This is a genomic window from Nocardia aegles (assembly GCF_052545135.1).
Genome location: NZ_JBQWRI010000004.1, coordinates 145,987 through 171,467, shown reverse-complemented (window position 1 = coordinate 171,467; position 25,481 = coordinate 145,987). Strand labels below are relative to the sequence as shown.

The window sequence follows — 25,481 nt, the reverse complement described above, 5'->3', positions numbered from 1 at the left end:
TGCCGGCGGGAGGATCAACGCATGAAACGACTCATCGTGTGTTGCGATGGCACGTGGAAGGCCGAGTCGAGCAGCACGGTTTCCAACATTGTGAAAATCGCGCAGACGATCCGGTTCGACGCACCGGGACCGACGGGGGAGACGATCCAGCAGTGGGTCACGTATGTCTCCGGCCCGGGCGCCCGCGGGTTCCTCAGCGATCGCCTGATGGGCGGCGCTTTCGGACTCGGACTCGAAGCGAACTTGTCGTCCGCGTACTGGCATCTGGCTTTGAACTGGGAGATGGGCGACGAGATCTACATCTTCGGCTTCAGCCGCGGCGCCTTCACCGCCCGCAGCCTGGCCGGCTTGATCAACCGTATCGGGATCATGACTCCCGAAGCGATGATCGACGGCCAGTACCCGGAAGCCCTGCGCATCTACCGGCAACGACCGCCCGCGCCGACGCCGGACAACCCCGATCCGGCCGAGCCCGCGCAGTGGCGGGAATTCCGCCGGAGGTATTGCCGCAGAGCGAAGATCGATTTCCTCGGCGTATTCGACACCGTGGGCGCGTTGGGGGTACCGGGCATCACCTCGCTGCGGCATCGCTTCCACGACGTCAAGCTCTCCCGTCACGTGCACTGCGCCCGCCAGGCGCTGGCCATCGACGAACGGCGGCGCAACTTCGAACCGTGCGTGTGGGAGGTGCCGGTCGAACCGACGGTGAAGTACCGGCGCGGCTTCGAGCGGGTCAAGCAGGTGTGGTTCCCCGGCGTGCACAGCGACATCGGCGGCGGCTACGCCGAATGCGGCCTGTCCGACATGACGCTGCGGTGGATGGTCCGCGAGGCGGAGTCGGTCGGGCTGGCCTTCGACCGGGACCGGCTGGCCGCGCTGTCGAAGCGCTGCGAGCACGTCAACGGCGACCACATGCGGCTGCACGATTCCCTGAGCATCGGCTACCGCATCCTGAACGTGGTACGGACGCTGCGCAATCCGCGCAGTCGCCGGTTCCACTGGGATTCCTGGCGCCGGCTGTCCATGCCCACCGATCAGGGCGTGCGGCTGTCCGCCAGCGCTCGGGACGCGCTGGACTACCATCCCGCCAACTTGCGCCGCTGGCGCGAAGAACTGGGCGGTGTAATCCCGGAGACGACGTTCGAGCAGGTCCGCGGTGTGTTCGCCAAGCAGCTCGAGCAGGCTTGCGCGGGGGCCGCCGCGCCCGGGCTGTCAGCGCACCAGCAGCGCGACGGGCAGCCTGGCGAACATCTTCTCCAGCCTGGCCCGGCCCTGGAAGGCGTGGCCGGTCAGCCGGTCGGTCCAGCTGCCCGCGGGTAGGTCGAGGAACGTGTCGCCCCACCCGGTCTCGGCCAGGCTCACGCTGTGGCGGGTGGCGGCGACGATGACCTCCGGGGCCTCGCCCGCGCGGCCGCGGGCGTAGGACACCACCTTGGGCGCGTGGTCGCCGGTGGCGAACAGCGGCCGGTACGTGCCGCCGACGAAGCACTCGGGACGCTCGCGGCGCAACCACAGCGCGTAGGCGACGATCCACATCTTCGCCGCGCCGGTGGTGTCCAGCGCGGGCGTGCCGGTGAGCGAGTGCAACATGCCCGCGCGGGCGGCGAAGTCCACCGGCCTGCGGTTGTCCGGGTCGACGAGGGCATCCTCCCACAGCTCGCAGCCCTGGTAGACGTCCGGGATACCCGGCCCGCACAGCTGCAAAAGCTTCTGCGACAACGCGTCCGACCAGGCGTGCGGGGCCAGCTCGTGCACCAGGTCGCCGAGTTCGGAGCCTACCGGTCCATCGATCACCGCGTCCAGCCAGGCGTGCACCGCGGCCTCGAACTCGGCGTCCGGTTCCTCCCAGGAGGTTTTGGTGTTGGCCTCCCGCATCGCTTTCTCGGCGAAAGCGTGCACGCGTTCGCGCAGGCCGGGCACCGACGCGGCCGGTCGCCCGTCCGCGGGCCACACCCCGAACATGTTCTGTAGCAGAAACAGCGCCGTCGCCCCGTCCGGCGCCGGGGTGGTCTCCAGCCAGGAGTCGACGTTGCGCGCCCAGGTCTCGGCGGCCTGCGACAGCACGCCGATGCGGGCGCGTACGTCCTCGCCGCGCTTGGTGTCGTGCGTGGACAGGGTCGTCAGGGTCGCGGGCCAGCGTTGCGCGCGCTGACTGTTGGACAGGTGGAACTCGTTGAGCGAGTGGCCGAAGCGCGCCGGGTTGCCGCCGACCTCCTGCAACGAGACCAGCCGCGCGGCCTGATAGAACATGGTGTCCTCGACCGCCTTCGCGGTCACCGCGCCGCAGACCTGACTGAAGCGCATCGCCGCGGCCCCGTCGACGGCCAGCGCCGCGACCAGCACCGCCAGCGGCGCGGTGAGTTCGCTGTTGCGCTTCTCCACCTCGGCGATCACCGCGCCCGTCATCCCGGTCAGCGGCGCGTAGTCGGCCCGGTAGACCGGCATGAACGCCAGCACCTCGATGGTGGCGTTGGTCAGCGCCATGGTGTCGAAACTCTCGGCGTTCGCGTCCTGCTTGATCGCGGCCACCAGCCGCCGCACCTCCGGCGTCAGAATGGTCTCGGCGACCGCGCGCTTGATCCGGTGCTCGGTCTCGCCGATCCAGGCCCGGTCGCTGCCGTGCCCGGCGACCCGGCGCGAGAGTTCGGTGAGCGCGGGTTCGCCGCGCGGATCGATCAGCACGCCGCCGAAGTCGGCCAGCGCCTCGTAGCCGGTGGTGCCGTCGATCGGCAGCGTCGCGTCCAGCGGCTCGCGGTTGGCCAGGATCTTCTCCACCAGCAGCAGCCGGCGCGGGCCGATCAGCCTGCGCAGCCGGGCGAGGTAGCCGGCGGGATCGGCCAGACCGTCCGGATGGTCGACCCGCACGCCATCGATCAGGTCGTGCTCGCACCACGCGGCGAGTTCGCGGTGGGTGAGCTCGAAGACCTCGGGGTGCTCCTGACGGATCGCGGCCAGGCTGCTGACCGCGAAGAACCGCCGGTAGGTGCACAGCCCGGCTTTCCAGCTCACCAGCCGGTAGTGCTGTTTGTCGTGGATGCGCAGGGCGTTGTCGCCGTCGGTGCCGGGCGCGATCGGGAAACGCAGATCGTGCAGCGCGAGCATGGGCTCGGCGCCGGAGCGGTCCACGGTCAACGCGGCCGGGTCGTTCTCGCTCTGCAGCACCGGCAGCGCCAGCCGGCCGCCCGCGCCGTTGCCCTGGCTCCAATCGATGTCGAAATACCGCGCGAACCGCGACTCCCGGCCGTTCCGCAGCACGTCCCACCACCAGGCGTTCTGGCGGGGATCGGCGACGCCGACGTGATTGGGCACCAGATCCACGATCAGTCCCATACCGCGGCTGCGTACCTCGTCGGCGAGGGCCTTGAGCCCCGTCGGCCCGCCGAGGGCGGCGGAGACCGTGGTCGGGTCGGTGACGTCGTAACCGTGCGTGGAGCCGTGGGCCGCGGTCATGATCGGCGACAGGTACAGGTGGGAGATGCCCAGTTGCTGAAGGTATTCGGCGATGGCGCGGGCCTCGGCGAAGGTCAGCCCGTCCGGTCGCAGCTGGAGCCGGTAGGCGCTGCGGATCGTCGTCTGGCGGGCGGGTCTGCGTCGCAGGGACACCGGGTCGGTCACGTACATCTCGGTGGGATCAGGTGCGTTCATCGGCATTCGGGTCAGGCGGCCTGGCGGAGGACGAGCAGACAGCGGGCTTCGACGGTGACGGTGGCGCCGCCGGAATACCCGGCCTCCGCCAGGCCGGTCGGCATCGAACAGTCCAGTGCCACAGACCATTCCGCGCCTTCGCCGGTGCTCGGTAGCACGAAATCGATAGCCGCGTCGTGGGCGTTGAAACACAAGAGGAACGAGTCGTCGGTGATCCGCTCGCCGCGCGGGCCCGGCTCGGGAATCGCCTCGCCGTTGAGATAGACGGCCAGCGACTTGCCGAATCCGCTGTCCCAATCCGCCCCGGTCATCTCCTCGCCGGAGGGGGTGAGCCAGGCGATGTCGCGGGCGTTGTCCGCCGAACGGATCGGGCCGCCCGCGAAGAAGCGGCGGCGCCGGAAGACGGGGTGCGCGGTGCGCAGCGCGACCACCGCCCGGGTGAATTCGAGCAGATCGGCGTTCTGCACCCGCAGCGACCAGTCCATCCAGGCCAGCGGCGAGTCCTGGCAGTAGACGTTGTTGTTGCCGTGCTGCGTGCGGCCCATCTCGTCGCCGTGCGCGAGCATCGGCACACCCTGGCTGAGCATCAGCGTGGCCAGCAGGTTGCGGCTCTGCCGGTCGCGCAGGGCGAGGATGTCGGGATCGTCGGTCGGACCTTCGACACCGCAGTTCCAGGAGCGGTTCCAGCTCTCGCCGTCCCGGTTGTCCTCACCGTTGGCCTTGTTGTGCTTCTCGTTGTAGGACACCAGATCCCGCAGCGTGAACCCGTCGTGCGCGGTGACGAAGTTGATGCTCGCGCTCGGCCTGCGGCCGGTGGCCTCGTACAGGTCCGACGAGCCGGTGAGCCGGGAGGCGAACTCGCCCAGCGCCGCCGGTTCGCCGCGCCAGTAGTCGCGCACCGTGTCGCGGAACTTGCCGTTCCACTCCGTCCACAGACCGGGGAAATTGCCCACCTGGTAGCCGCCCTCGCCGACGTCCCACGGTTCGGCGATGAGCTTGACCTGGCTCACCACCGGATCCTGCTGCACCAGGTCGAAGAACGTCGACAGCCGGTCCACGTCGTGCAGTTCCCGCGCCAGCGTCGCGGCCAGATCGAAGCGGAAGCCGTCGACGTGCATCTCCAGGATCCAGTAGCGCAGCGAGTCCATGATCAGCTGCAAGGTGTGCGGGTGGCGCACGTTGAGACTGTTTCCGGTGCCCGTGTAATCCATGTAGTGCGACGGGTCGTCGTCGACCAAGCGGTAGTAGGCGGCGTTGTCGATGCCGCGGAATCCGATCGTGGGGCCGCGGTGGTCGCCCTCGGCGGTGTGGTTGTAGACCACGTCGAGGATCACCTCGATGCCCTCGGCGTGCAGCGCGCGCACCATCGCCTTGAACTCGGTGACCGCCGACCCGGCGCGATCCATCGTCGCGTACTCGTTGTGCGGCGCGAGATAGCCGAAGCTGTTGTAGCCCCAGTAGTTTCGCAGTCCCAGATCGAGCAGCACACGGTCGTGCAGGAACTGGTGCACCGGCATCAGCTCGATCGCGGTGACCCCCAGCCCCTTCAGATGGTCGACGATCGCCGGGTGCGCGATGCCGGAGTAGGTGCCGCGGATGTCCTGCGGCACCTCGGGATGCGTCATCGTCATGCCCTTGACGTGCGCCTCGTAGATCACCGTCTCGTGGTAGGGCCGGTTGGGCGCGCGGTCGGCGCCCCAGTCGAAGTAGGGATTGATCACCACGCCGGTCATGGTGTGGCCGAGCGAGTCGAGCCCGTGCGTGTAGAGCGAGGGGTGATCGTCGAAGTCGCCGTCGAAAGCCTTGCCGTACGGATCGAGCAGCAACTTGCTCGGGTCGCAGCGCAACCCCTGGTCGGGGTCGTACGGGCCGTGCACCCGGAATCCGTAGCGCTGCCCGGGATCGATCCCGGGCAGGTAGGCATGCCAGACATAGCCGTCGACCTCGTCGAGCGCGATCCGGGTCTCGGCGCCGTCCCCGTCGATCAGGCAGAGTTCGACCGCGTCGGCGACCTCGGAGAACACCGAGAAATTGGTGCCCGCGCCGTCATAGGTGGCCCCGAGGGGATAGGCGGTGCCGGGCCAGACACCCAGAGGTGGCCCGTCACCGGGCGCTGCATCGGGCTGAGCCATGGCAACGACAGTAGCGTCAGCCGGGTCCTCCGTTGTGCCGGTGGTTGTGACCGAGCGGATCGAGCGAGGTCGAAGGCTTTTTCCGGATCATCGGCGACGGGTGCGAGTGCCGAGTACGTCGGTGGCGTCCCAGCCGCGTTCGTTCGGGTAGAGCTGGATCACCGGCCGTGGTCGCCGGAGCGTGGGGCGCGCAGCGTGCACGACGGCGCGTCGGCGGGCCGGTCCAGGAAGCGCCACCAGGTGTGGGAACGGCCGAACTTCGCCCGCCCCTGCGGTCCGGCGCAGCTCGGATGCTAACTTGAACGGCGTTCAAGCCGCCCCGGCGATCGGGGCCGTGACGCGAGGATTCCTGTGGCACTGACCCCCGACGAGATCACCGCCCTCGACGCCGAGCACGTCTGGCATCCGTACGGCGGCTTCCCCGCGACGACCCAACCGCTGGTCGTGGCCGGCGCCGCGGGCACCAGGCTGACCCTGGCCGACGGGCGCGAGCTGGTCGACGGCATGAGTTCCTGGTGGGCCGCCGTCCACGGTTACCGGCACCCGGTGCTCGACGCCGCGCTGGTCGAGCAGTCGCGGCGGATGAGTCACGTGATGTTCGGCGGGCTCACCCACGAGCCCGCGGCCCGGTTGGCCGAGTTGCTGGTCGAATCGACACCGGCCGGGCTGGACAAGGTGTTCCTGTGCGACTCCGGCTCGGTGTCGGTCGAGGTCGCCGTGAAGATGTGCCTACAGTACTGGCGTTCACTGGGCAAACCGGAGAAGCGGCGCCTGCTCACCTGGCGCGGCGGATACCACGGCGACACCTTCACCCCGATGAGCGTGTGCGACCCCGAGGGCGGCATGCATTCGCTGTGGACCGACATCCTGGCGAACCAGCTGTTCGCGCCGGTGCCGCCGAGCGATTACCACCTGGAATACGTGGCGGAACTGGAGCGCATGATCGCCGCGCACGCGGGTGAACTCGCGGCGGTCATCGTGGAGCCGGTCGTCCAGGGGGCGGGCGGGATGCGCTGGCACCATCCCGGCTATCTCACCGATCTGCGCCGGCTGTGCGACGAACACGGCGTGTTGCTGGTCTTCGACGAGATCGCGACCGGATTCGGCCGCACCGGAACGCTTTTCGCGGCCGACTCGGCCGGGGTGAGCCCGGATGTGATGTGCGTGGGCAAGGCGCTGACCGGCGGCTACCTCACCCTCGCCGCCGCGTTGTGCACCACGCGGATCGCCGAGACCATCAGCGCGGCGCACGGCGGGCTCATGCACGGACCCACGTTCATGGGCAATCCGCTGGCCTGCGCGGTCGCGGTCGCGTCGATCGAGTTGCTGCTGTCGCGCGACTGGCGCGGCGAGGTGGCCCGGATCGAGGCGGAGCTGGCGGCGGGCCTGGGCCCGGCGCGTGATCTGCCGGGCGTGGTCGAGGTGCGCGTGCTCGGTGCGATCGGGGTGATCGAGCTGGACCGCCCGGTCGACATGCGCGCCGCGACCGACGCCGCGGTGGCGGCCGGGGTATGGCTGCGTCCGTTCCGCAATCTCATCTACACCATGCCGCCGTTCATCAGCACCTCCGGCGACATCGCCACGATCGCCGCCGGGATGCGCGCCGCGGTCGCCGCGCAGAACGGCCGGTGAGGCTTCCGCATTCCTCCCCGGTGCAGCTTGTCACCGCGGGCCGGTGACACCGCCGACGAGGGGCCCAACGGTACCGGCGAACCTGTGGGCGGGTGTCCTGAACGGTGTTCAAGTATGCTGCGGAGCTGTGACTACCGATCCGTTGAGCTGGCTGGACGAACGCACTTCCGCTCGGGTGGCCGCGGGACTGCGCCGTGAACTGCGCCCGCGCGCCCCGCACGCGCCGTCGATCGATCTCGCTTCCAACGACTATCTCGGCCTGGTCCGCCACCCCGAGGTGATCGAGGGCGCGATCGAGGCGGTGCGCCGCTGGGGTGCGGGGTCGACCGGGTCGCGGCTGGTCACCGGCACCACCACCGAGCACGAAATGCTGGAGACCGAGCTGGCCGAATTCGTCGGCGCCGAAGCGGGACTCGTGTTCTCCTCCGGATACGCGGCCAACCTCGGCGCGGTGACCGCGCTGGCCGGGCGCGGATCATTGGTGGTCTCCGACGCGGACAGTCACGCGTCGCTGGTGGACGCGTGCCGGCTCTCTCGCGCCAGGGTGGAGATCGCGCCGCATCGCGACGTCGCGGCGGTGGACCGGCTGCTGTCGGCACGCACCGAGGAACGTGCGCTGGTGCTCACCGATTCGGTGTTCAGCGCCGACGGCGATCTCGCTCCGCTGACCGAACTGCATCGGGTGACCAGGGCCAACGGGGCAGTGCTCGTGGTGGACGAGGCGCACGGCCTGGGTGTGCGCGGCGCCGGCGGGCGTGGACTGGTGCACGAGTCGGGCCTGGCCGGATCGCCGGACCTGGTGATCACCGCGACGCTGTCGAAATCCCTTGCCGCGCAGGGCGGTGTGGTGCTGGGCAGTGCGCGGGTACGCGCCCACCTGATCGACGCCGCGCGCACGTTCATCTTCGACACCGGTCTCGCGCCGGCCGCCGTCGGCGCCGCGCGGGCCGCGCTGCGAGTGCTGCGCGCGCAACCGGAGCTGGCCGAGCGGGTGCTGGCCCACGCCGCGGACATCGCCCGGATCGCCGGTGTGCCCGCGCCGCCTTCGGCGGTGGTGTCGGTCGTGCTCGGTCCGGCGCAGGTGGCCTTCGACGCCGCTCGGGCGTGCCGGGCGCGCGGCTTGGATGTCGGCTGCTTCCGTCCGCCGACGGTCCCGGAAGGCACGTCGCGGCTGCGCTTGACCGCGCGGGCGAATCTCACCGCGGCCGAACTCGATTCCATCGCGACGGCGCTCGGCGAAGTATTGGCGCAGGCGCGGGAGGCGGTGCCCGCGTGACCGTCCTGCTGATCACCGGAACCTCCACCGACGTCGGCAAGACCGTCGTCACCGCGGCCGTCGCCGCCGCGGCGCTGGCGACCGGCCGTTCGGTGGCCGTGTGCAAGCCGGGCCAGACCGGTGTGGCGGTCGGCGAACCCGGTGATCTCGCGGAGATCCAGCGGCTGTCCGGCGTCACCCGGACGCTCGAACTCGCCCGCTACCCGGACCCGCTCGCGCCCGACACCGCCGCCCGGCGAGCGGGGCTGCCGGAGCTGACGCTCGCCGAAACCGCCTCCGCCGTCGAGACTTTGACCGACGCCGACCTCGTCCTGGTCGAAGGCGCGGGCGGATTGCTGGTGCGCCTGGGCGATTTCACCCTGCTCGATCTCGCCCAGAAACTCGGCGCACCCGTCCTAGTGGTCACCGCGGCCGGGCTGGGGACGCTCAACCACACCGAACTCACCACCCGCGCACTGCACGCGGCGGGCGTGCGATGCGCGGGCCTGGTGATCGGTTCCTGGCCGGCCGAGCCGGATCTCGCCGCCGCGTGCAACCGCACCGACCTGCCTCGCGTCACCGGCGTCGACCTGGTGGGTTCGGTGCCGGAAGGCGCGGGTGGCTGGGAGCGTGCGCGATTCACCGCCGCCGCTCCGAAATGGTTCGAGCCCGCCTGGTCGCCTTTCCGCTGAACAGCGGGGGTGCCCGCGGTGTGGGCCACCGGCGAGCAGACGATCAGCTACCTACTGCGGGATACCGAAGGGCGGTGCACCAGCGTCGCCGCCCGAATCGCTGCCGAGGACAACGAACGGTTGGCGGATCTCGCTGGGCGAACTACCGGCCATCACGGCGGCGGCACGCGGAGCGATGGCGGGTTCATGGCGACCGTCCGCACCCGTGCCTACAGTGGGATGGATGTCGCCGATGGACGCCCGGCACCCGTCCACCGTCTCCGACTGGGACGACGCGCGACGCCGAGCTCGGCTGCGGGACACGAGCCTGGGGCACGGGTGGAAGACGTTGCGCCGCACCAGGGTGACGCTGCTGCGGGTGGCCGCACTGCTGCTGGCCGGACTCATGGTGTTCGCGCAGTACTGGAAGTACGATGTCGCGCCGGAACAAGCGCGACTGGCGCGCACCGAGCCCGCCATCCTGCCCGTCGCCCCGCCGGTGGACCCGCAGAACTGGGACACCGTGGTGGTGGATCTGGTCGGGTTGGGCGGGCTCGACGCCAGTGACACCGCCGCCGCGCTGCCCGCGCTGCGCGGAATGGGCATGGTGTGGGCGATCCGCTACGACAATCAAGGCATCGACACCAAGGTGATCGCCGACCTCGTCGTGCGCGCCGCCGAGCTGTCGGGCCTGCGCAACGTCGTGCTCGTCGGGCACAGCATGGGCGGGGTGATCGCGCTGGAGGTCGCCCGACACATCCACCGTGACAGCGACCGCAGGCTGGTCGGGGTGATCCTGGACTGCACGCCGGTCGACCTGAACGCGGTGCGCCCGGAAAGCCGCGGGCGCGGTGCGGACATGCTGCGGTGGATCGGCTGGCTGCCCGGCGCGCGGGAAAGCCGCGCGCTGCGGCTGGCCGTGGAGACCTACGTGCGCCGGGACCGTTTCCTCGACCGGGGCCACCGGCTGCCCGGCATCCGGTTCGGCAAGCTGGGCGAGGTGCTGGCGGAAGTGATGCGGGAGAAGATCGTCTCGCGCGACGCGGCGAGCAACGGTCTGATCGAGTCGCAGTTCACCGCTATCGTGGCCGGTGGCGCGGCGGACGACCTGCGCGCTCTGGCCCAGCCCGTGGCGGACAAACCGCGGCCGGCCATCGTCTTCATCCGGCCGCGCGACGCGAGCGCCGACCGCGTGGTCGACGTCGAGTACTCCCACCGGGTGCTGATCGAGCGGTCGGGCGGGGTGGACGGCACGCTGCTGGTGGTACTGGCGCGAAACACCGGGCACGCGAATCCGATGCAGCGGCCCCGGGAATACAATACGGCGATCGAACAGCAGATTCTGCCGTTCGTGCAGCGCTATCAGCAGCAGGCCCGGTCGACGACGGTGGCCGCGCCGCCGCGCTGAGGGGTTCGAACCAGGCTGAGACAAACCGTTTTCGCGCCGGTTTCGTCTTGTTCTAATTCGCCTATGTTCCGACCAACTACGTTCCGGTCCGGCCTCCGCGGCCGCGCGACCGCCGCATTGCTCGCCGTGGCGACCGTCGCGACTCTCGGACTCTCCGGCTGCGCGAAGGACGACAAGCCGGTCGGTCCCACCGCCGACGGACCACTGCCCACCGAGGTTCCCGCCGGCACCACTCTCGTGGTCGCCGACCAGTCCGAGCGCCTGCAATCGGTGCTGCGCCTGTCCGGCGAGCTCGACAAGCTGCCGTTCAAGGTGGAGTTCGCCAACTTCATCGGCGGCCCCGCCATTCTGGAGGCGTTCCGCGCCGGCGCCGCCGACGTCGCGCAGGTCGGTGACGTCCCGCCGATCCACGCGCTGGTGGCCGGGCAGGACGTTCCGATCGTCGCGTCCTATCAGAGCAGCACCACCGCCTTGAAACTCGCGGTGGCACCCGGGCAGTCGGTGACGAAGCTCGCGGAGCTGAAAGGCAAGAAGATCGCCTACGCCGAAGGCACGGCCCAGCAGGCCGCCGTGCTGCGCGCCATCGACAAGGCCGGGCTCACCACCTCCGATGTGCAGCTGATCCGGCTGCAACTGGCCGAGTTCCCGGATGCCGTGCGCACCGGCCAGGTCGACGTGGCGCCGCTGATCGAGCCGAACGTCACCCGGTTCCTGCGCACGCCGGGCGCCTCGCTGGTCCCGGATTCGGAGACGGCGGGCCTCTACGGCGGCCTGGCCTACCTGTACGCGCGCCGCGCCGTCGTCCGGGATCCCGCGAAGGCGGCCGCCACCCGGGCGCTGGTCGGCGCGTTCGTCCGCGCCTACCAGTGGGCCAACACCCACCCGGAGGACTGGGCGCGCCGGTACTACGTGGACAACCAGAAGGTGAGCGCCGACGACGCCAAGCGCATCGTGGAATCGCTGGGTACCTACGTCTTCCCGCATCTGGACCAGCAGCTCGTCGACCGGCAGCAGGCCACCATCGACGCCATCGCCAAGGCGGGTGAACTGCCCAAGAAGGTGCAGGCGGCCAACGGCTTCGACCTGCGCTTCGACGCCGCGATCACGCAAGCGGTCACCGAGAGCGGCGCGTCGTTCGAGCCGAAGGCACGCTGATGGCGACCATCGACGCCGCGGTGCTGCGCCGCTTCGGCCTCGGCCGCTCCGCGACGGAACCGATACTGGCGAAACGCAGGTCGTCCCGGCCACGCCTCGGCCCCGGCCGCCCCATCCCCTTCGGCATCGCGGTGGGACCGGTGTTGCTGATCGCCGCGTGGGTGGCCGGTTCGGCCACGGGCACTCTGGATCCGGAGACCCTGCCCGCCCCGTGGACGGTCGCCGAGACCGCCGGTGACCTGCTCGCCGACGGCCGTCTGCAGAGCAATCTGCTGACCTCGGTGCAGCGCGCCGCGATCGGGCTCGGGCTCGGTGTCGCGATCGGTCTGGTGCTGGCGCTGGTGGCCGGGCTGAGCCGGATCGGTGAAGCGTTGGTGGACGGGCCGATCCAGATCAAGCGCGCTATTCCGACGCTCGCGCTGATCCCGCTGTTCATCGTGTGGTTCGGCATCGGCGAACAGATGAAGCTGGTGGTGATCACCGCCAGCGTGGCGATCCCGATCTACCTGAACACGCACGCGCACCTGCGCAGCGTCGATGCCAGGTACGTGGAACTCGCCCAGACCGTCGGTCTGTCGCGGTGGGGATTCATCCGCCGGATCGCGCTACCGGGGTCGCTGCCCGGTTTCTTCACCGGCCTGCGGCTGGCCGTCACCATCTCGTGGCTGGCACTGGTCGTGGTGGAACAGGTCAACGCCACCAGCGGCATCGGTTACCTGATGACCCAGGCCCGCACCTACGGCCAGATCGACATCATCGTGGTCGGCCTGGTGATCTACGGCCTGCTCGGCCTGTTCGGCGACCTCCTGGTGCGCGCGGTGGAAAGGAAGGCGCTGTCATGGCGACAGACACTCGGGGATTGAACGTCGTTCGCGCCCGGCGGCTGCGCCGCGGCTTCGGCGATCGGGTGGTGCTGCGCGATCTCGATATCGACATCGCCCGCGGCGAATTCGTCGCGCTGCTCGGCCGCAGTGGCTCGGGGAAGAGCACGCTGCTGCGGGCGCTGGCCGAATTGGATCACGACGTACCGGGTTCCGGTGACTTGAGCGTGCCCACCGAGCGCTCCGTGGTGTTCCAGGACTCCCGGTTGCTGCCCTGGGTGCGGGTGCTCGACAACGTGACCCTCGGCCTCGGCGGTCCGGACGCGGCCGGTCGCGGTCGCGCGGCGCTGGCCGAGGTCGGGCTCGCGGGCCGGGAGAAAGCCTGGCCCAAGGAACTTTCCGGCGGCGAGCAGCAGCGCGTCGCGCTGGCTCGTTCGCTGGTGCGCGAACCCGAGCTGCTCCTGGCGGACGAGCCGTTCGGCGCGCTGGACGCGCTGACCCGGATCAAGATGCACGTACTGCTGCAGGATCTGTGTGCCCGGCATCGGCCCGCCGTGCTGCTGGTCACCCACGACGTGGACGAGGCGGTGCTGCTGGCCGACCGTGTCCTGGTGCTCGAGGACGGGCGCATCGCGGTGGACCAGCGCATCGACCTGGAGCGTCCGCGCCGGCACGGCGATCCCGCGTTCCTGCGGCACCGCTCCCTGCTGCTGGCCAGCCTGGGCGTCGACATCGCCGACGCGCCCACCGACGAGAGGAAAGCCTCATGACCGCGCCGCGCCGACTCAGCCTCAACGCCTTCATCTATCCCTCCGGCCACCACGAGGCGGCCTGGCGGCATCCGTGGAGCAGCCCCGAGCGGATCTACGACGTCGCCTACTACCAGGAGATCGGACGCACCGCCGAAGCGGCGAAACTGGACGCGGTCTTCTTCGCCGACGGACCCGCCCTGCGCACCGACGTCCGGCACAACGCGGCCTCCGGCCTGGAGCCGATCACCCTGCTCACCGCGATCGCCACGGCCACGACGCATCTCGGCCTCATCGCCACCGCGTCCACCACCTACTACGAGCCCTACAACCTGGCCAGGCTGTTCTCCACGCTGGACCACATCTCCGGCGGCCGGGCGGGCTGGAACATCGTCACCACCGGCACCGATCTCGCCGCGGCGAACTTCGGCCTGGCCGAGCATCCCGTCCATGCCGAACGGTACGCCCGCGCTCGGGAATTCGTCGACGCCGTGGTCGCGCTGTGGGACAGCTGGGAGGACGACGCCATCGTCCTGGACCGGACCTCCGGCGTGTACGCCGACCCGGACAAGATCCACCGGATCGACTTCGCGGGCGAACATCTGCGGGTGCGCGGGCCGTTCACCGCGCCACGCACCCCGCAGGGGCACCCGGTGCTGGTGCAGGCGGGCGCCTCGAACGACGGACGGGCGTTCGCGGGCAAGTACGCCGAGGCGATCTTCACCGCGCACCAGCGGCTCACCGACGCCCAAGCGTTCTACGCCGACATCAAGCAACGGGCGCGCGGCTTCGGGCGCGACCCCGAGCACGTCAAGATCCTGCCCGGGATCAGCCCGTTCATCGCCGACACCGAAGCGGCGGCCAAGAAGTTGGAGCAGGAGTTCAACGAGCTGACCGTGCCCGAGTACGGATTGGCACAGCTGGAGGGCATCGCCGGAATCAGCCTGCGGCACTTGCGGCTGGACGAGCCCATTCCGGTCGAATTGTTCGACTCGGCGGGCGACGTGACCGACAACGGGCAGAGCCGGTTGCAGGTCGTGGCGGGCATCGTGCAGCGCGAACGACCGACCCTGCGCGGTCTGCTGCACCGCCTCGCCGGTGCGCGCGGGCACCGGGTGTTCACCGGAACTCCCGAGCAGGTCGCCGACACCATCGAGGAATGGTTCCGCAACGGCGCCGCCGACGGGTTCAATGTGATGCCGCCGTACTACCCGGGTGGACTGGAGATCTTCGCCGAGACGGTCGTGCCGATCCTGCAGGAGCGCGGGCTGTTCCGCACCGAGTACACCGGCACCACCCTGCGCGACCACTTCGGCCTGCCCCGCCCCGACAGCCGCTTCGCCCGGCAGCCCGCGCTGGCCCGGTGAGCGGCACCGACGGAAGCGACTGTCGCACCGGGGCGCCGGTCATCGAGCGCGGCAGGTGCCGGCGGGCCGGCCGCGATCGGTCCCGGTCTCGTGCGGTGGTGCGATGAGCCGGCGGTCCGTCGTAGCGGGCGGAGTCGTCGGCGGGGTGCGATTGCGGTCGCTGACCTGGACGGTGTTCGTGCCGATGGTGGTGTACGGCATCGGGTCCGGCGCGGCGGCGCCGATGTACGCGCTGCGCGCACTGGATCTGGGAGCCTCGGCCGGGCTCGCCGGAATCGTCGTCGCGCTGTCGGGGTTGGGCATGGTGCTCACCGACCTGCCCGCTGGACGGGTCGTCGCCACGATCGGCGAACGCGGCGCGCTGGCGGTGGGCTCGGTGCTCGGGGCGATCGGTGTGCTCGCGGCGATCGTCGCCCCGAATGTCGGGGTGCTCGCGCTGGGGATGCTGCTCAACGGCGCCGCGGGCGCGGTGTGGGGTCTGGCTCGCCAGTCCTATCTCGTGGCCGTGGTGCCCGCCGACGATCTCGGGCGCGCGATGTCGACGCTGGCCGGTTCGATGCGGCTGGGATTCTTCTGCGGGCCGTTTCTCGGTGCGGCCGTGGTGCATTCGCTCGGTCCCAATGGCGCGCTGTGGTTGCAACTGGTGACCACGGTGCTCGCCGGCGCGGCCATGGCCGCGATCCGATCGCCCGAGGTGTCGGGCGGGGCAGGCGCGCCGCAGGCCCTGACAGCGATCGTGGTCGAGCACCGCCGAACCCTCGGCACGCTCGGACTGGCCGCGTTGCTGGTCGGCGCGGCGCGGGCGGCGCGCCTGGCGCTGCTGCCGCTGTGGGCCGCGCACATCGGGATGAGCGCGTCGACCACCAGTTTGGTGTTCGGCGTGGCGGGTGCGGTGGACGTGCTGCTGTCGTATCCGGCGGGAGTGTGGCTGGACCGCTACGGCAGGCGGGCGACCGGGGTGCCGTCGATGCTCCTGTTCGCCGCCGGTTTCGGCGCGCTGCCGTGCACGTCGTCGGTGCTCGGTCTGGGCTGTGCCGCCGTACTGCTGGGGCTGGCCAACGGCATGAGCAACGGGCTGATCATGACGGTCGGCGCGGACGTCGCGCCGGACGGGCGGCGCGCGGAGTTCCTCGGCGCCTGGCGGCTCACCCACGACCTGGGCATGTTCGCCGGGCCGGTGGCGGTCGGCGCGATCAGCGCCGTCACCGTCCTCGGCGCGGCGGCCGTCGCTCTCGCGCTCACCGCCGCGGCGGGCGCGTACACGATGCATCGCTGGTTCCCCGGCGTGGTCGGGCCACCGGCGCGGCGGCAGCCCGTCGCCGAGACCGGGTAGACCCCGGCATGTGCGTCGCGGTCACGCGGGGGTGGCACCGGCGGCAGCGGAAAGCCCGGGCGGCCGGGCAGCCCACCGCGTCAGCGGACGTGGGTGCCCAGCAGGTGCCGTACGCCCGCGACGAACAACTGCAAGCCGAAGTCGAAACGGGCGGTGGCGTCGGTGGTCTCCTCCAGCGGCGAGGCGCCCTCGGGCAGAGCGCCCGCGGAATCCAGTTGCATCCTGGACTGCTCGTCCACCGTCTCACCGAGCACGTAGTACAGCAGCGTGAACGCCGCGAGTTCGGCCTCCGGACGCGGCATGCCCGCGCGGATGGCCGCGCTCACCAAGCGTTCTCGGCCCTTGCTCGTGGTGAGCCGGGAAGCGTAGGTCGACGACACCACTTCGGCGCCGTCACGATAGGCCAGCAGGCAGTCGCGCAGCCGGTGGGCCAGTTCGGTGATCTGCCCGGACCATTCCTCGGCTTCGATCGGATCCTCCATGGGCGCGAGGATCCGGTCCGCGACCGCGCCGAGCAGCGCCTGCTTGTTGGGGAAGTGCCAATACAGCGCGCCCGGCTGGACCTGGAGCGAACCGGCCAACCTGCGCATGGTGAGGTCGGCCAAGCCGTATCGGTCCAGAATCGCGATGGCGCCGTCGACCACGTCCGCCCGGTGCAGCTGCACTCGATGCCCTTCCCGTCGTGCTTTGACTCACTCCTACCGCTACCCTAGCCTGAACACCGTTCAAGTTGCACGGCCACCTCGGCCGGACGAAGGGATTCGTGCAGTGACCCAGGCACCTGTAGACACCACAGCGCCAGGACCGACGAAGGTCGGGACGTCGCAGATCTTGTCGATCGCCCGCGAGCAGGTGCTGGAGCGCGGGGTAGGACTGAACCAGGAACAGACCCTGGAGGTGCTACGCCTCGGTGACGACCGGCTGGAGGAGTTGCTGGCCCTGGCGCACGAGGTGCGCATGAGGTGGTGCGGTCCCGAGGTAGAGGTCGAGGGCATTATCAGCCTCAAGACCGGCGGCTGCCCGGAGGACTGCCACTTCTGCTCGCAGTCGGGCCTGTTCCAGTCGCCGGTGCGAGCGGCGTGGCTGGACATTCCGAGCCTGGTGGAGGCCGCCAAGCAGACCGCGAAGACCGGCGCCACCGAGTTCTGCATCGTGGCGGCCGTGCGCGGTCCCGACGAGCGCCTGATGGCCCAGGTGGCCGCCGGAGTCGAGGCGATCCGCAACGAGGTGGACATCCAGGTCGCCTGCTCGCTGGGCATGCTCACCCAGGAGCAGGTCGACCACTTGGCCGCCATGGGCGTGCATCGCTACAACCACAACCTGGAGACCTCGCGGTCCTACTTCCCGAACGTGGTCACCACGCATACCTGGGAGGAGCGCTGGGACACCCTGCGCATGGTCCGCGAAGCGGGCATGGAGGTCTGCTGCGGCGGCATCCTCGGTATGGGCGAGACGCTGGAACAGCGCGCCGAGTTCGCCGCGAACCTGGCCGAACTCGAACCCGACGAGGTGCCGCTGAACTTCCTCAACCCGCGGCCGGGCACGCCCTTCGGTGACCTGGAGGTGCTCCCGGCGTCCGACGCGTTGCGCGCCGTGGCCGCGTTCCGGCTCGCGCTGCCACGCACCATGCTGCGCTTCGCGGGCGGCCGCGAGATCACCCTCGGTGATCTCGGCGCCAAGCAGGGCATCCTGGGCGGCATCAACGCCGTCATCGTCGGCAACTACCTGACCACCCTCGGCCGCCCGGCCGAACAGGACCTCGATCTGCTCGGCGAGCTGAAGATGCCGATCAAGGCGCTCAACGAAACCCTCTGACCCGGCTCGGTTGCGACGAAGAGGCAGGCGAGCATGAGTACTGTCATGGATATGGACGAGCGCTACAACCCGTTCACCGGCAAGCGAGTCGTACCGGGCCTCGACGATGCGATCCCGGTCGCCGCCGCGCTCGGCCTGGAGCCGCCGCGCTTCTGCGAACAGTGCGGGCGCCGCATGATCGTGCAGGTGAGCCCGGACGGCTGGTGGGCCAAATGCTCCCGGCACGGCGTCATCGACTCGGCCGAACTGGAACGCCGCTAGTGGCGTCGCCGTTGCGGGGTGAGGTGCGAGCGGCGGCGGTGGTCGTTGTCGCCGTGGTAGCGGTGAGCGCCCTCGCGGGCGTCGGCTGGGGCCTGCTCGCGCCGACCGAGCGGTTGCTCGTGGTCGAGCCGGGTCGCGGGGTCGCGCTGACCGGGGAGAGTACGCATCAGTTCGACGCGCTGGCGTTGTTCGTGCTCGCGGGCGGCATACTCGGCCTGCTCTGCGCACTGGCCGTGTGGCGTCGGCGTTCGGCGCGCGGACCGCTGCTGCAGCTGGGCCTGCTGATCGGTTCGGGCGTGGGCGCGGTAGCGATGGCCCGCGTGGGGGAGCAGGTCGCCGAGTGGTCGCATCCGCGCCCGCACGACCCGCCGGTCGGTCAGATCGTCACACTGCCGATCGAATTGGGTAGTGATCTCGCGCTGATCGTGCAGCCGCTGATCGCGTCGTTCGTCATGCTGCTGCTCGCCGCGCTGAGCACGTCGGAGGACCTCGGCTCCGGGCGCCGCGCCGCCCGGACGGAAGAGGAAGCCTTCGACGGCCGGGGCGCCTTCGTTCCCGTTGGTGACGCCGCGAGCGGTGGCGAGCTGCCCTATGGTGGCTACGAGCCTGCCGCGGAAGGATATTCGCTGCCGGAATACCGGCAACGGCGCTGACGCGTCGTCCGGCACGTCGCCGCGCTCGGAAGGCTACCGAGGCTCCGCCGCCCGTTCGCAGATGAAAACCGCCTGACCGCCTCGCCGTCGCGGGCGTGCCGTGTGATCACGCTCCGGTTACCCGGCCCGGGAAAACGAGTGGATGCGACGCGCTCTCCGGGGATACGGTGAGCCGCCGCAGTGGCCGAGAAATCGTCGAAAGGGGCCCGGGCGATGACAATCGCGCGTCGGATGGCAGCCGAGGCGTCTGCTGTGGAGAGCGAACGGGCCGATCTGGCGGCGTGGCGGCGGCGAGATGCGCTGCGGCGCAGCAATGCCGCGCGGCCCATACCGAGTAGGCGGCAGTACCGCCGCCGGGGTAAGCATCGCAAAGCCACGGCCGAGTAGCGTGGCGGGGCCGGTCACGAAGCACCGGGTGGGCGCAGCGCCGCGAATTCGTCTGTCACGCGGAGGCCGGAGTCGGTGAAGCGGTACACCGCGGCGGGGCGGCCGCCCGCGCGGCCGGGGGCGGCGGTGGCCCCGGTGGGGGTGATCACTTTGCGGCGGGAGAGAACTCGCTGGAGGTTCGTCGGGTCCACGTCGTAACCGAGGGCGGCGCAATAGATTTCGCGCAGTGTGGACATGGTGAACCGGTCCGGCGCGAGCGCGAAGGCGATGTTGGTGTACGACAGTTTCGCCGCCAGCCGGGCGCGGGCGTGATCGACCACGGTGCGGTGGTCGAAGGACATGTCCGGCAGTGCCGAGACCGGGTGCCAGGTGGTGTCCGATGGCAGGTGGGGGTCGGCGGTCAGGGGGACCAATCCGAGGTAGGCCGAGGCGATGCGGCGCGGGCTCGGCACCCGGTCGGGGGCGCTGAACACCGACAGCTGTTCCAGATGGCTCAGTTCGCGCACGTCGACTTTCTCGGCGAGCTGGCGGCGGGCGGAGGCGTCGAGGTCCTCGTCGTCGCCGAGGCGTCCGCCGGGCAGCGACCAGGTGCCCTTCTGCGGGTCCAGCGCGCGTTCCCACAGCAACACCGCGAGTTCGGTCCGCTGGTCGGGTGGGCAACGGCGCAGCATGCCTTCGGCGCGGTCGGCTGGAGTGTGACCTGCGGCGATGTTCCTGGGGAAGCGGCGAACCTGGAACACCGCGGTGAGCGATTCGTGGATGGTGCTACCATGGGTCACGTTTTCGATTGTAAGTCGAAAACCTGGTTCGGTGCGAATCGGCGGCGTAGCCGACCGCACGAGGAAGGGAGCCATCCATGGCGACGACGGGTGCGAAACCGGCGCCCCCGCTGATGGGGCAGGTGTTCGACGGACCCTCCGGGTTCGCGGGTGTCGAGGCTGGGCCGGAATGGGCGCAGGAAGTCGAGCGACTGGCCAGGGAACGCAACGCGACGATCCTGGCGCACAACTATCAGCTGCCGGCGATCCAGGACGTCGCCGACCACGTCGGCGACTCGCTGGCGCTGTCGCGGATCGCGGCCGCGGCGCCCGAGGACACCATCGTGTTCTGCGGCGTGCACTTCATGGCCGAGACCGCCAAGATTCTCAGCCCGGCGAAGACCGTGCTGATCCCCGATCAGCGTGCGGGATGTTCGCTCGCGGATTCGATCACGGCCGACGAGCTGCGGGCCTGGAAGGCCGAGCACCCGAACGCGGTGGTCGTGTCGTATGTGAACACCACGGCCGAGGTGAAAGCGCTCACCGACATCTGCTGCACCTCCTCCAACGCGGTGGACGTAGTGGCATCGATCGATCCGGACCGCGAGGTGCTGTTCCTGCCGGACCAGTTCCTCGGCGCCCATGTCAAGCGGGTCACCGGCCGCGCGAACATGCACATCTGGGCGGGTGAGTGCCACGTGCACGCGGGCATCAACGGCGACGAGCTGACCGAGCAGGCGCGCACCCACCCGGACGCGGAACTGTTCGTGCACCCCGAATGCGGCTGCGCCACCTCGGCGCTGTACCTCGCGGGCGAGGGCGCGTTCCCGGCCGAACGGGTCCACATCCTGTCCACCGGAGGCATGATCGACGCGGCCAAGGCGGCGAAGTCGAATCAGGTGCTGGTGGCCACCGAGGTCGGCATGCTGCACCAGCTGCGCAAGGCGGCCCCGGGTATCGACTTCCAGGCCGTGAACGACCGGGCGTCGTGCAAGTACATGAAGATGATCACCCCGGCGGCGCTGCTGCGCTGCCTGGCCGAGGGCCGCGACGAGGTCCATGTCGATCCGGAAACCGCCGCGCTGGGCCGCGCGTCGGTGCAGCGGATGATCGCGATCGGCAATCCCGGCGGCGGTGAATGAGTCCGACCGCTGCCCTCGCGGCGGCGAATCGCTCTCCGGTGCGATGCGCTGATCACCGCGCCCGCGCCGGAGCACGTTCGCGGATCGGAAGACAGAGAGGCGCGGGCCGATGACAACCCGGGTTTCGATCGACTGGGAGGCCGAGGCCGATCTGGTCGTGATCGGTGGTGGCGTCGCGGGACTGACCGCTGCGCGCACCGCGTCACTGCGCGGCCTGCGGGTGCTCACGCTCAGCAAGGGCGGGCCGACGGATACGTCCACCCAGTACGCCCAGGGCGGCATCGCCGTCGTGGCGCCGCACGGTGACTCGGTCGAATCACATGTGCACGACACCGTGGACGCGGGTGCCGGACTGTGCGACGTGAACGCCGTGCGCTCCATCGTCGCGGGCGGGCAGACCGCGGTGGCCGCGCTGACCGACCTGGGCGCGGTCTTCGACCTCGGCCGCGACGGCCAGATCTCGCGGACCCGCGAGGCCGGGCACAGCACCCGCCGGATCATCCACGCCGGGGGCGACGCCACCGGCGCGGAGGTGCAGCGGGCGCTGAACGAGGCGGGTTTGCCGGTGCTGTTCGGCACGGCCGTCGGTGAGATCGTCACCGGGCCGAACGGTGTGCGGGGTGTGGTCGCGGTGTCGGAGCGTGGATTCGGCGTCGTCCACGCGCCCGCGGTTCTGCTGGCCACCGGCGGACTCGGCCGGCTGTACGCGCTGAGCACCAATCCGCCGGGCGCCACCGCGGACGGCATCGCGCTCGGGTTGTGGGCCGGCGCCGTCGTCGCCGATCTCGAATTCGTGCAGTTCCACCCGACCGTGCTCTACACCCCGGGCGGCATCGGCCGCAGGCCGCTGATCAGCGAAGCGGTGCGCGGCGAAGGCGCGACGCTGGTCGACCCCGCGGGCGATCCGGTGACCGCGGGAGTGCATCCGCGTGGTGATCTCGCCCCCCGCGATGTCGTCTCCCGCGCCATCGCCGCGCGTATGCGGGCGTTGGACACCGAGTACGTCTATCTCGACGCGCGCTCGATCGACGGTTTCCCGCAAAGGTTCCCGACGATCACCGCCTCCTGCCTGGCGGCGGGCATCGATCCGCGCGCCGATCTCATCCCGGTCGCACCGGCCGCGCACTACCAGTGCGGGGGTGTCGTCACCGACACCCACGGCCGTACCGCGGTGCCCGGTCTGTACGCGGCCGGTGAGGTCGCGCGCACCGGCCTGCACGGGGCGAACCGGCTGGCCTCCAACAGTTTGCTGGAGGGACTGGTGGTCGGCGAGCGCGCCGGCGCGGCCGCCGCCGAGCGGCTCGGCGAGCGCGCCGGGGTGAGCGAGATCCCCGCTCGCGTCGCCGAATACGCCGACCGCGACATGGTGCAGCGTCTGATGACCACGCACGCCTCGGTGGTGCGCGACCGCGCCGGCCTCGCCGAAGCGCTCAAGCGGCTCGGCGACGTGGTCACCAGCTGCGACACGCGCACCGCCGCCACCCATCCGATCGCCGGAATCGAGGACGCCGCACTCACTCTCGCCGCCCGCACCCTGCTGCTTGCGGCCCTCGCCCGCACCGAGAGCCGTGGTTGTCACACCCGGTCGGATCACCCCGACGCCGTGCCCCGACTCCGCCACAGCCTGCCGATCCGGCTGAACGGCGACGGCGTACCCGCGTACGCGCCCATTCCCTGACCACCTGCGCCGAACGGGGCGTCCGGCCATCCACCGGCCCGCTCGGCGAGAAAGGAACGCTTCGATGACTCTGGATGCCGCCCTGGATCGCGACGAGGTGCTGCGCGTCATCCGCGCCGCGCTGGACGAAGACCTGCGCTACGGCCCGGACGTCACGACGACGGCCACCGTGCCCGCCGACGCGGTGATCAAGGCGTCGGTGGTGTCGCGCGAACCGGGGACCGTGGCCGGGCTGGACGCCGGTCTGCTGGTACTCGACGAGGTGATCGGCGCGGACGCCTACGAGATCACCGACCGCGTCGCCGACGGCACCCGGGTGTCGCCGGGACAGTCCGTGCTGACCGTGATCGCGCCCACGCGCGGGCTGCTCACCGCGGAACGCACCATGCTCAACCTGGTGTGCCATCTGTCCGGTGTCGCGACGGCGACGGCCGCCTGGGTGGACGCCGTCGCGGGCACCCACTGCCGCATCCGGGACAGCCGCAAGACGCTGCCCGGACTGCGCGCGCTGCAGAAGTACGCCGTGCGGGTCGGCGGCGGGGTCAACCACCGCATGGGTCTCGGCGACGCCGCCTTGATCAAGGACAACCACGTGGTCGCCGCGGGGTCGGTGGTCGAGGCATTGCGCGCGGTCCGCGCTGCCGCCCCCGATGTCGCCTGCGAGGTCGAGGTGGACAGCCTCGAACAGCTCGACGCCGTGCTCGCCGAGAACGTGGAACTGGTCCTGCTGGACAACTTCCCGCTCTGGCAGACCCAGGCGGCCGTGCAACGCCGCAACGCCGCGTCCCCGCGGACGAAACTGGAGTCCTCCGGCGGCCTGAGCCTGGACGTCGCCGCCGACTACGCGCGCACCGGCGTCGACTATCTCGCCGTCGGCGCCCTCACCCATTCGGTCCGCGTCCTCGACCTCGGGCTGGACATGTAGGTCCGGCCTCCCCGAACCACTCGGCCGGACACCCGGCTGGTTCGCCCTCCGGCGCAGAACCCCGGATTACCGTCCAGGCGCTCGGCGACACAGCGCTGGACTTCCGGAACGTCGCCGCGTCAGCTGTTCGCGCACCATGGTGCGCCGTGCGCCTGCCGCGAACGCGAGCCCGGGATCCGGCGGTGGGCGACGTCGGCGATGCTGCGCGCGAAGAATCCGGCGCACGCGCGAGGCAAGATCGACCGATAGCGGCGGATCGCCTGATCGATCCGCGAATCTCCCTGTCGCCCAAGCTACCGGCGAAGCAGGCCCTCTCGCTCATGCGGTGAGTTCGCGTTCCAGCGGTGTCCGGAAACGGGGAACGGCGCGCACGTCGCCGTACCACTCGCCGACCCGTTGCGCTTCGGCGGCGATCCGGGCTCCGGCGTCTGCTCCCACGTCTTCGAGCAGGCGGTAGACGATCTCGCCGTCGCCGCGCTGTGCCCAGCCGCCCACGATGCGCCCGTCCCACCACACGGTGGGTCCGATATTCCCGTTGCGGTCGAACAGGTTCGGGGCGTGGGGGCCGAGGAACCACTCCCGTGCCCGCCAGCCCATGGGCGTCGGGTCGAGGGCGGGGAGCAATGCCGCCCACGGCTCCGGGGCGGCGACCGGTTCCACGTCGTCGGCCAGCAGCACTCCGGTCCCGCCGTCCAGGTCGACCTCGACCAGCTCGAGCGCGCCGAGCGCGGCGCGCACCTCGCCGAGCGTCCATCCGGTCCACCACTTGATATCGGACACCGGAGCGGGACCGAACGCGCGCAACCAGTGGCGGACCAGCTCGGCGCGGGCTTCGGCGGCCGGGAGGGTGGGAACGCCCTCCGGCAGCCACGACTCGATCGGCGCCCAGGTGTACTGGCTGCTGGTCCAGCTGCCGTTCGGCCGTCCGCGGACGATGCGGCCCTCGCAACCCAGCGTCACCAGCACCCAGGTGGTGATGTTCGTCGGCTTCGAATACGCCTTGTCCGGCGCGGTGTTCACCTGGGTGCGCAAGCGCGGGACGTCCTTGCCGAGCTGTGCGCCGGTCGCCGCGCCGCGATCGAGCAATGCCTTGTGTGTCTCGGTCTCGACCTCCGCCCACCAGCGCCGCACATCGCCGTCCCCGATACCCGCCTGCTCCAGGTACTTGCCGTAGGTGCGCCGCTGCTTGTGCGCCAGCGCGTCCGCGCACGAAGCCTGGAGGACGGGAACCAGCTCCACCGGCACGACGAACATGGTGCGGCGCATGGCGAGCATCCGCAGCAGCGAACGGTCGTCGTAGAGGGCTCGTTCGACATCCGCGGGCGTCAGCCCCTCGGCGCGGGCCGCGACGGAGAGGAAGACGGTGGCCGGATCGGTCGCGTGCAGAGCGACCAGCGAGCGGGCGATCTCCGCGACCTGCCCGGTCCGCTCCCGGGTGGCCAGCCGGTGTCGCACCGCCAGCCGAGCGCGCCGCTCGGCGGCATCAATCGAACGCATAGGCGAATCGTAGCGTTCGCGACATCGGATCAGCGGCCGAAGCGATCCGCGGCCGGGCGCGGCGTCCGGCAGGCATCGCGGACGGCCTCGGTCGCCGCCGGGCCGCACGCACCCGCGTCGGCGGCCGGCGGTGGCGCTGCCCGCGCAGATCGAGCGCGACGCGGGTGGTTGCCCGCCTGTCCACTGCCCGCTCGCCT

At 70.6% G+C, this 25,481-nt stretch carries 21 protein-coding genes; 16 read left to right on the top strand and 5 right to left on the bottom strand.

Going from position 1 to position 25,481, the window contains the following annotated elements; translation table 11 throughout:
• Positions 1-21 precede the first annotated feature (21 nt).
• On the top strand, positions 22-1,320 hold the full coding sequence (locus tag ACT89H_RS14220; protein WP_445109060.1) for a T6SS phospholipase effector Tle1-like catalytic domain-containing protein: 1,299 nt from the start codon (positions 22-24) through the stop codon (positions 1,318-1,320).
• Here the strand turns inward: ACT89H_RS14220 and treY are convergent.
• Together treY and glgX are read right to left on the bottom strand one after the other, a co-directional pair.
• Positions 1,213-3,621: a malto-oligosyltrehalose synthase gene (gene treY / locus ACT89H_RS14215; RefSeq protein ID WP_445109328.1), complete on the bottom strand. Its 2,409-nt coding sequence runs from the start codon at positions 3,619-3,621 to the stop codon at positions 1,213-1,215. The genes ACT89H_RS14220 and treY overlap by 108 nt on opposite strands.
• A 35-nt stretch (positions 3,622-3,656) precedes the next feature.
• On the bottom strand, positions 3,657-5,777 hold the full coding sequence (glgX, locus tag ACT89H_RS14210) for a glycogen debranching protein GlgX (protein WP_445109059.1): 2,121 nt from the start codon (positions 5,775-5,777) through the stop codon (positions 3,657-3,659).
• Between the two features lie 351 nt (positions 5,778-6,128).
• Here glgX and ACT89H_RS14205 point away from each other — a divergent pair, with 351 nt between their 5' ends.
• The 9 genes from ACT89H_RS14205 to ACT89H_RS14165 all read left to right on the top strand — a co-directional run bounded on the left by ACT89H_RS14205 (position 6,129) and on the right by ACT89H_RS14165 (position 16,168).
• On the top strand, positions 6,129-7,409 hold the full coding sequence (locus ACT89H_RS14205; RefSeq protein WP_445109058.1) for an adenosylmethionine--8-amino-7-oxononanoate transaminase: 1,281 nt from the start codon (positions 6,129-6,131) through the stop codon (positions 7,407-7,409).
• Between the two features lie 127 nt (positions 7,410-7,536).
• Positions 7,537-8,685, top strand: coding sequence for an 8-amino-7-oxononanoate synthase (locus ACT89H_RS14200; protein WP_445109057.1), 1,149 nt, complete (start codon positions 7,537-7,539; stop codon positions 8,683-8,685).
• Complete coding sequence (gene bioD / locus ACT89H_RS14195) at positions 8,682-9,356, top strand: dethiobiotin synthase (protein WP_445109056.1); 675 nt, start codon at positions 8,682-8,684, stop codon at positions 9,354-9,356. The genes ACT89H_RS14200 and bioD overlap by 4 nt, the downstream gene beginning before the upstream one ends.
• Positions 9,357-9,579: 223 nt before the next feature.
• Positions 9,580-10,743, top strand: coding sequence for an alpha/beta fold hydrolase (locus ACT89H_RS14190; RefSeq protein WP_445109055.1), 1,164 nt, complete (start codon positions 9,580-9,582; stop codon positions 10,741-10,743).
• 63 nt (positions 10,744-10,806) lie between these two features.
• Positions 10,807-11,898, top strand: a complete 1,092-nt coding sequence (locus ACT89H_RS14185) for an ABC transporter substrate-binding protein (protein ID WP_445109054.1) — start codon at positions 10,807-10,809, stop codon at positions 11,896-11,898.
• Positions 11,898-12,761 (top strand): ABC transporter permease, encoded by an 864-nt coding sequence (locus ACT89H_RS14180; protein ID WP_445109053.1) that lies wholly within the window; start codon positions 11,898-11,900, stop codon positions 12,759-12,761. The genes ACT89H_RS14185 and ACT89H_RS14180 overlap by 1 nt, the downstream gene beginning before the upstream one ends.
• Positions 12,737-13,489 (top strand): ABC transporter ATP-binding protein, encoded by a 753-nt coding sequence (locus ACT89H_RS14175; RefSeq protein ID WP_445109052.1) that lies wholly within the window; start codon positions 12,737-12,739, stop codon positions 13,487-13,489. The genes ACT89H_RS14180 and ACT89H_RS14175 overlap by 25 nt, the downstream gene beginning before the upstream one ends.
• Positions 13,486-14,835 (top strand): LLM class flavin-dependent oxidoreductase, encoded by a 1,350-nt coding sequence (locus ACT89H_RS14170; protein WP_445109051.1) that lies wholly within the window; start codon positions 13,486-13,488, stop codon positions 14,833-14,835. Before ACT89H_RS14175 ends, ACT89H_RS14170 begins: the two co-directional genes overlap by 4 nt.
• A gap of 103 nt (positions 14,836-14,938) precedes the next feature.
• Positions 14,939-16,168, top strand: a complete 1,230-nt coding sequence (locus ACT89H_RS14165; RefSeq protein WP_445109050.1) for an MFS transporter — start codon at positions 14,939-14,941, stop codon at positions 16,166-16,168.
• An 80-nt stretch (positions 16,169-16,248) separates the two neighbouring features.
• Here the strand turns inward: ACT89H_RS14165 and ACT89H_RS14160 are convergent, their stop codons facing one another.
• Positions 16,249-16,833, bottom strand: coding sequence for a TetR/AcrR family transcriptional regulator C-terminal domain-containing protein (locus ACT89H_RS14160; protein ID WP_445109049.1), 585 nt, complete (start codon positions 16,831-16,833; stop codon positions 16,249-16,251).
• A 103-nt stretch (positions 16,834-16,936) separates the two neighbouring features.
• On the opposite strand from ACT89H_RS14160, the gene bioB reads away from it, so the two are divergent.
• Genes bioB through ACT89H_RS14145 form a run of 3 tightly spaced genes read left to right on the top strand, consistent with a single transcriptional unit; the run spans position 16,937 to position 18,897 of the window.
• On the top strand, positions 16,937-17,983 hold the full coding sequence (gene bioB, locus ACT89H_RS14155; RefSeq protein WP_445109048.1) for a biotin synthase BioB: 1,047 nt from the start codon (positions 16,937-16,939) through the stop codon (positions 17,981-17,983).
• A gap of 33 nt (positions 17,984-18,016) precedes the next feature.
• Positions 18,017-18,244 carry a biotin synthase auxiliary protein BsaP gene (bsaP, locus tag ACT89H_RS14150; RefSeq protein ID WP_445109047.1) on the top strand — a complete coding sequence of 76 codons (228 nt, stop codon included), beginning with the start codon at positions 18,017-18,019 and terminating at the stop codon, positions 18,242-18,244.
• Positions 18,244-18,897 carry a DUF2567 domain-containing protein gene (locus ACT89H_RS14145; protein WP_445109046.1) on the top strand — a complete coding sequence of 218 codons (654 nt, stop codon included), beginning with the start codon at positions 18,244-18,246 and terminating at the stop codon, positions 18,895-18,897. Before bsaP ends, ACT89H_RS14145 begins: the two co-directional genes overlap by 1 nt.
• A 401-nt stretch (positions 18,898-19,298) precedes the next feature.
• On the opposite strand, the gene ACT89H_RS14140 is transcribed toward ACT89H_RS14145, so the two are convergent.
• Positions 19,299-20,063: an NUDIX hydrolase gene (locus tag ACT89H_RS14140; RefSeq protein WP_445109045.1), complete on the bottom strand. Its 765-nt coding sequence runs from the start codon at positions 20,061-20,063 to the stop codon at positions 19,299-19,301.
• Between the two features lie 77 nt (positions 20,064-20,140).
• Here ACT89H_RS14140 and nadA point away from each other — a divergent pair, with 77 nt between their 5' ends.
• The 3 genes from nadA to nadC all read left to right on the top strand — a co-directional run bounded on the left by nadA (position 20,141) and on the right by nadC (position 23,787).
• The gene (gene nadA / locus ACT89H_RS14135; RefSeq protein ID WP_445109044.1) at positions 20,141-21,184 is read left to right on the top strand and encodes a quinolinate synthase NadA; all 1,044 of its coding nucleotides are present in this window, start codon (positions 20,141-20,143) and stop codon (positions 21,182-21,184) included.
• Positions 21,185-21,293: 109 nt separating this feature from the next.
• Positions 21,294-22,862 carry an L-aspartate oxidase gene (locus ACT89H_RS14130; protein WP_445109043.1) on the top strand — a complete coding sequence of 523 codons (1,569 nt, stop codon included), beginning with the start codon at positions 21,294-21,296 and terminating at the stop codon, positions 22,860-22,862.
• A 64-nt stretch (positions 22,863-22,926) separates the two neighbouring features.
• Positions 22,927-23,787 carry a carboxylating nicotinate-nucleotide diphosphorylase gene (gene nadC, locus ACT89H_RS14125; RefSeq protein ID WP_445109042.1) on the top strand — a complete coding sequence of 287 codons (861 nt, stop codon included), beginning with the start codon at positions 22,927-22,929 and terminating at the stop codon, positions 23,785-23,787.
• Positions 23,788-24,105: 318 nt separating this feature from the next.
• On the opposite strand, the gene ACT89H_RS14120 is transcribed toward nadC, so the two are convergent.
• Complete coding sequence (locus ACT89H_RS14120) at positions 24,106-25,284, bottom strand: winged helix DNA-binding domain-containing protein (protein WP_445109041.1); 1,179 nt, start codon at positions 25,282-25,284, stop codon at positions 24,106-24,108.
• Positions 25,285-25,481 lie beyond the last annotated feature (197 nt).

What these genes read in the sequence shown, in the direction of transcription:
- glgX (WP_445109059.1), bottom strand. Translation starts at nt 5,777, where the DNA reads ATGGCTCAGCCCGATGCAGCGCCCGGTGACGGGCCACCTCTGGGTGTC.
- ACT89H_RS14175 (WP_445109052.1), top strand. Translation starts at nt 12,737, where the DNA reads ATGGCGACAGACACTCGGGGATTGAACGTCGTTCGCGCCCGGCGGCTG.
- ACT89H_RS14165 (WP_445109050.1), top strand. Translation starts at nt 14,939, where the DNA reads ATGAGCCGGCGGTCCGTCGTAGCGGGCGGAGTCGTCGGCGGGGTGCGA.
- ACT89H_RS14170 (WP_445109051.1), top strand. Translation starts at nt 13,486, where the DNA reads ATGACCGCGCCGCGCCGACTCAGCCTCAACGCCTTCATCTATCCCTCC.
- bsaP (WP_445109047.1), top strand. Translation starts at nt 18,017, where the DNA reads ATGAGTACTGTCATGGATATGGACGAGCGCTACAACCCGTTCACCGGC.
- ACT89H_RS14120 (WP_445109041.1), bottom strand. Translation starts at nt 25,284, where the DNA reads ATGCGTTCGATTGATGCCGCCGAGCGGCGCGCTCGGCTGGCGGTGCGA.
- ACT89H_RS14130 (WP_445109043.1), top strand. Translation starts at nt 21,294, where the DNA reads ATGACAACCCGGGTTTCGATCGACTGGGAGGCCGAGGCCGATCTGGTC.
- ACT89H_RS14180 (WP_445109053.1), top strand. Translation starts at nt 11,898, where the DNA reads ATGGCGACCATCGACGCCGCGGTGCTGCGCCGCTTCGGCCTCGGCCGC.
- ACT89H_RS14190 (WP_445109055.1), top strand. Translation starts at nt 9,580, where the DNA reads ATGTCGCCGATGGACGCCCGGCACCCGTCCACCGTCTCCGACTGGGAC.
- nadC (WP_445109042.1), top strand. Translation starts at nt 22,927, where the DNA reads ATGACTCTGGATGCCGCCCTGGATCGCGACGAGGTGCTGCGCGTCATC.
- ACT89H_RS14220 (WP_445109060.1), top strand. Translation starts at nt 22, where the DNA reads ATGAAACGACTCATCGTGTGTTGCGATGGCACGTGGAAGGCCGAGTCG.
- treY (WP_445109328.1), bottom strand. Translation starts at nt 3,621, where the DNA reads ATGTACGTGACCGACCCGGTGTCCCTGCGACGCAGACCCGCCCGCCAG.
- nadA (WP_445109044.1), top strand. Translation starts at nt 20,141, where the DNA reads ATGGCGACGACGGGTGCGAAACCGGCGCCCCCGCTGATGGGGCAGGTG.
- ACT89H_RS14185 (WP_445109054.1), top strand. Translation starts at nt 10,807, where the DNA reads ATGTTCCGACCAACTACGTTCCGGTCCGGCCTCCGCGGCCGCGCGACC.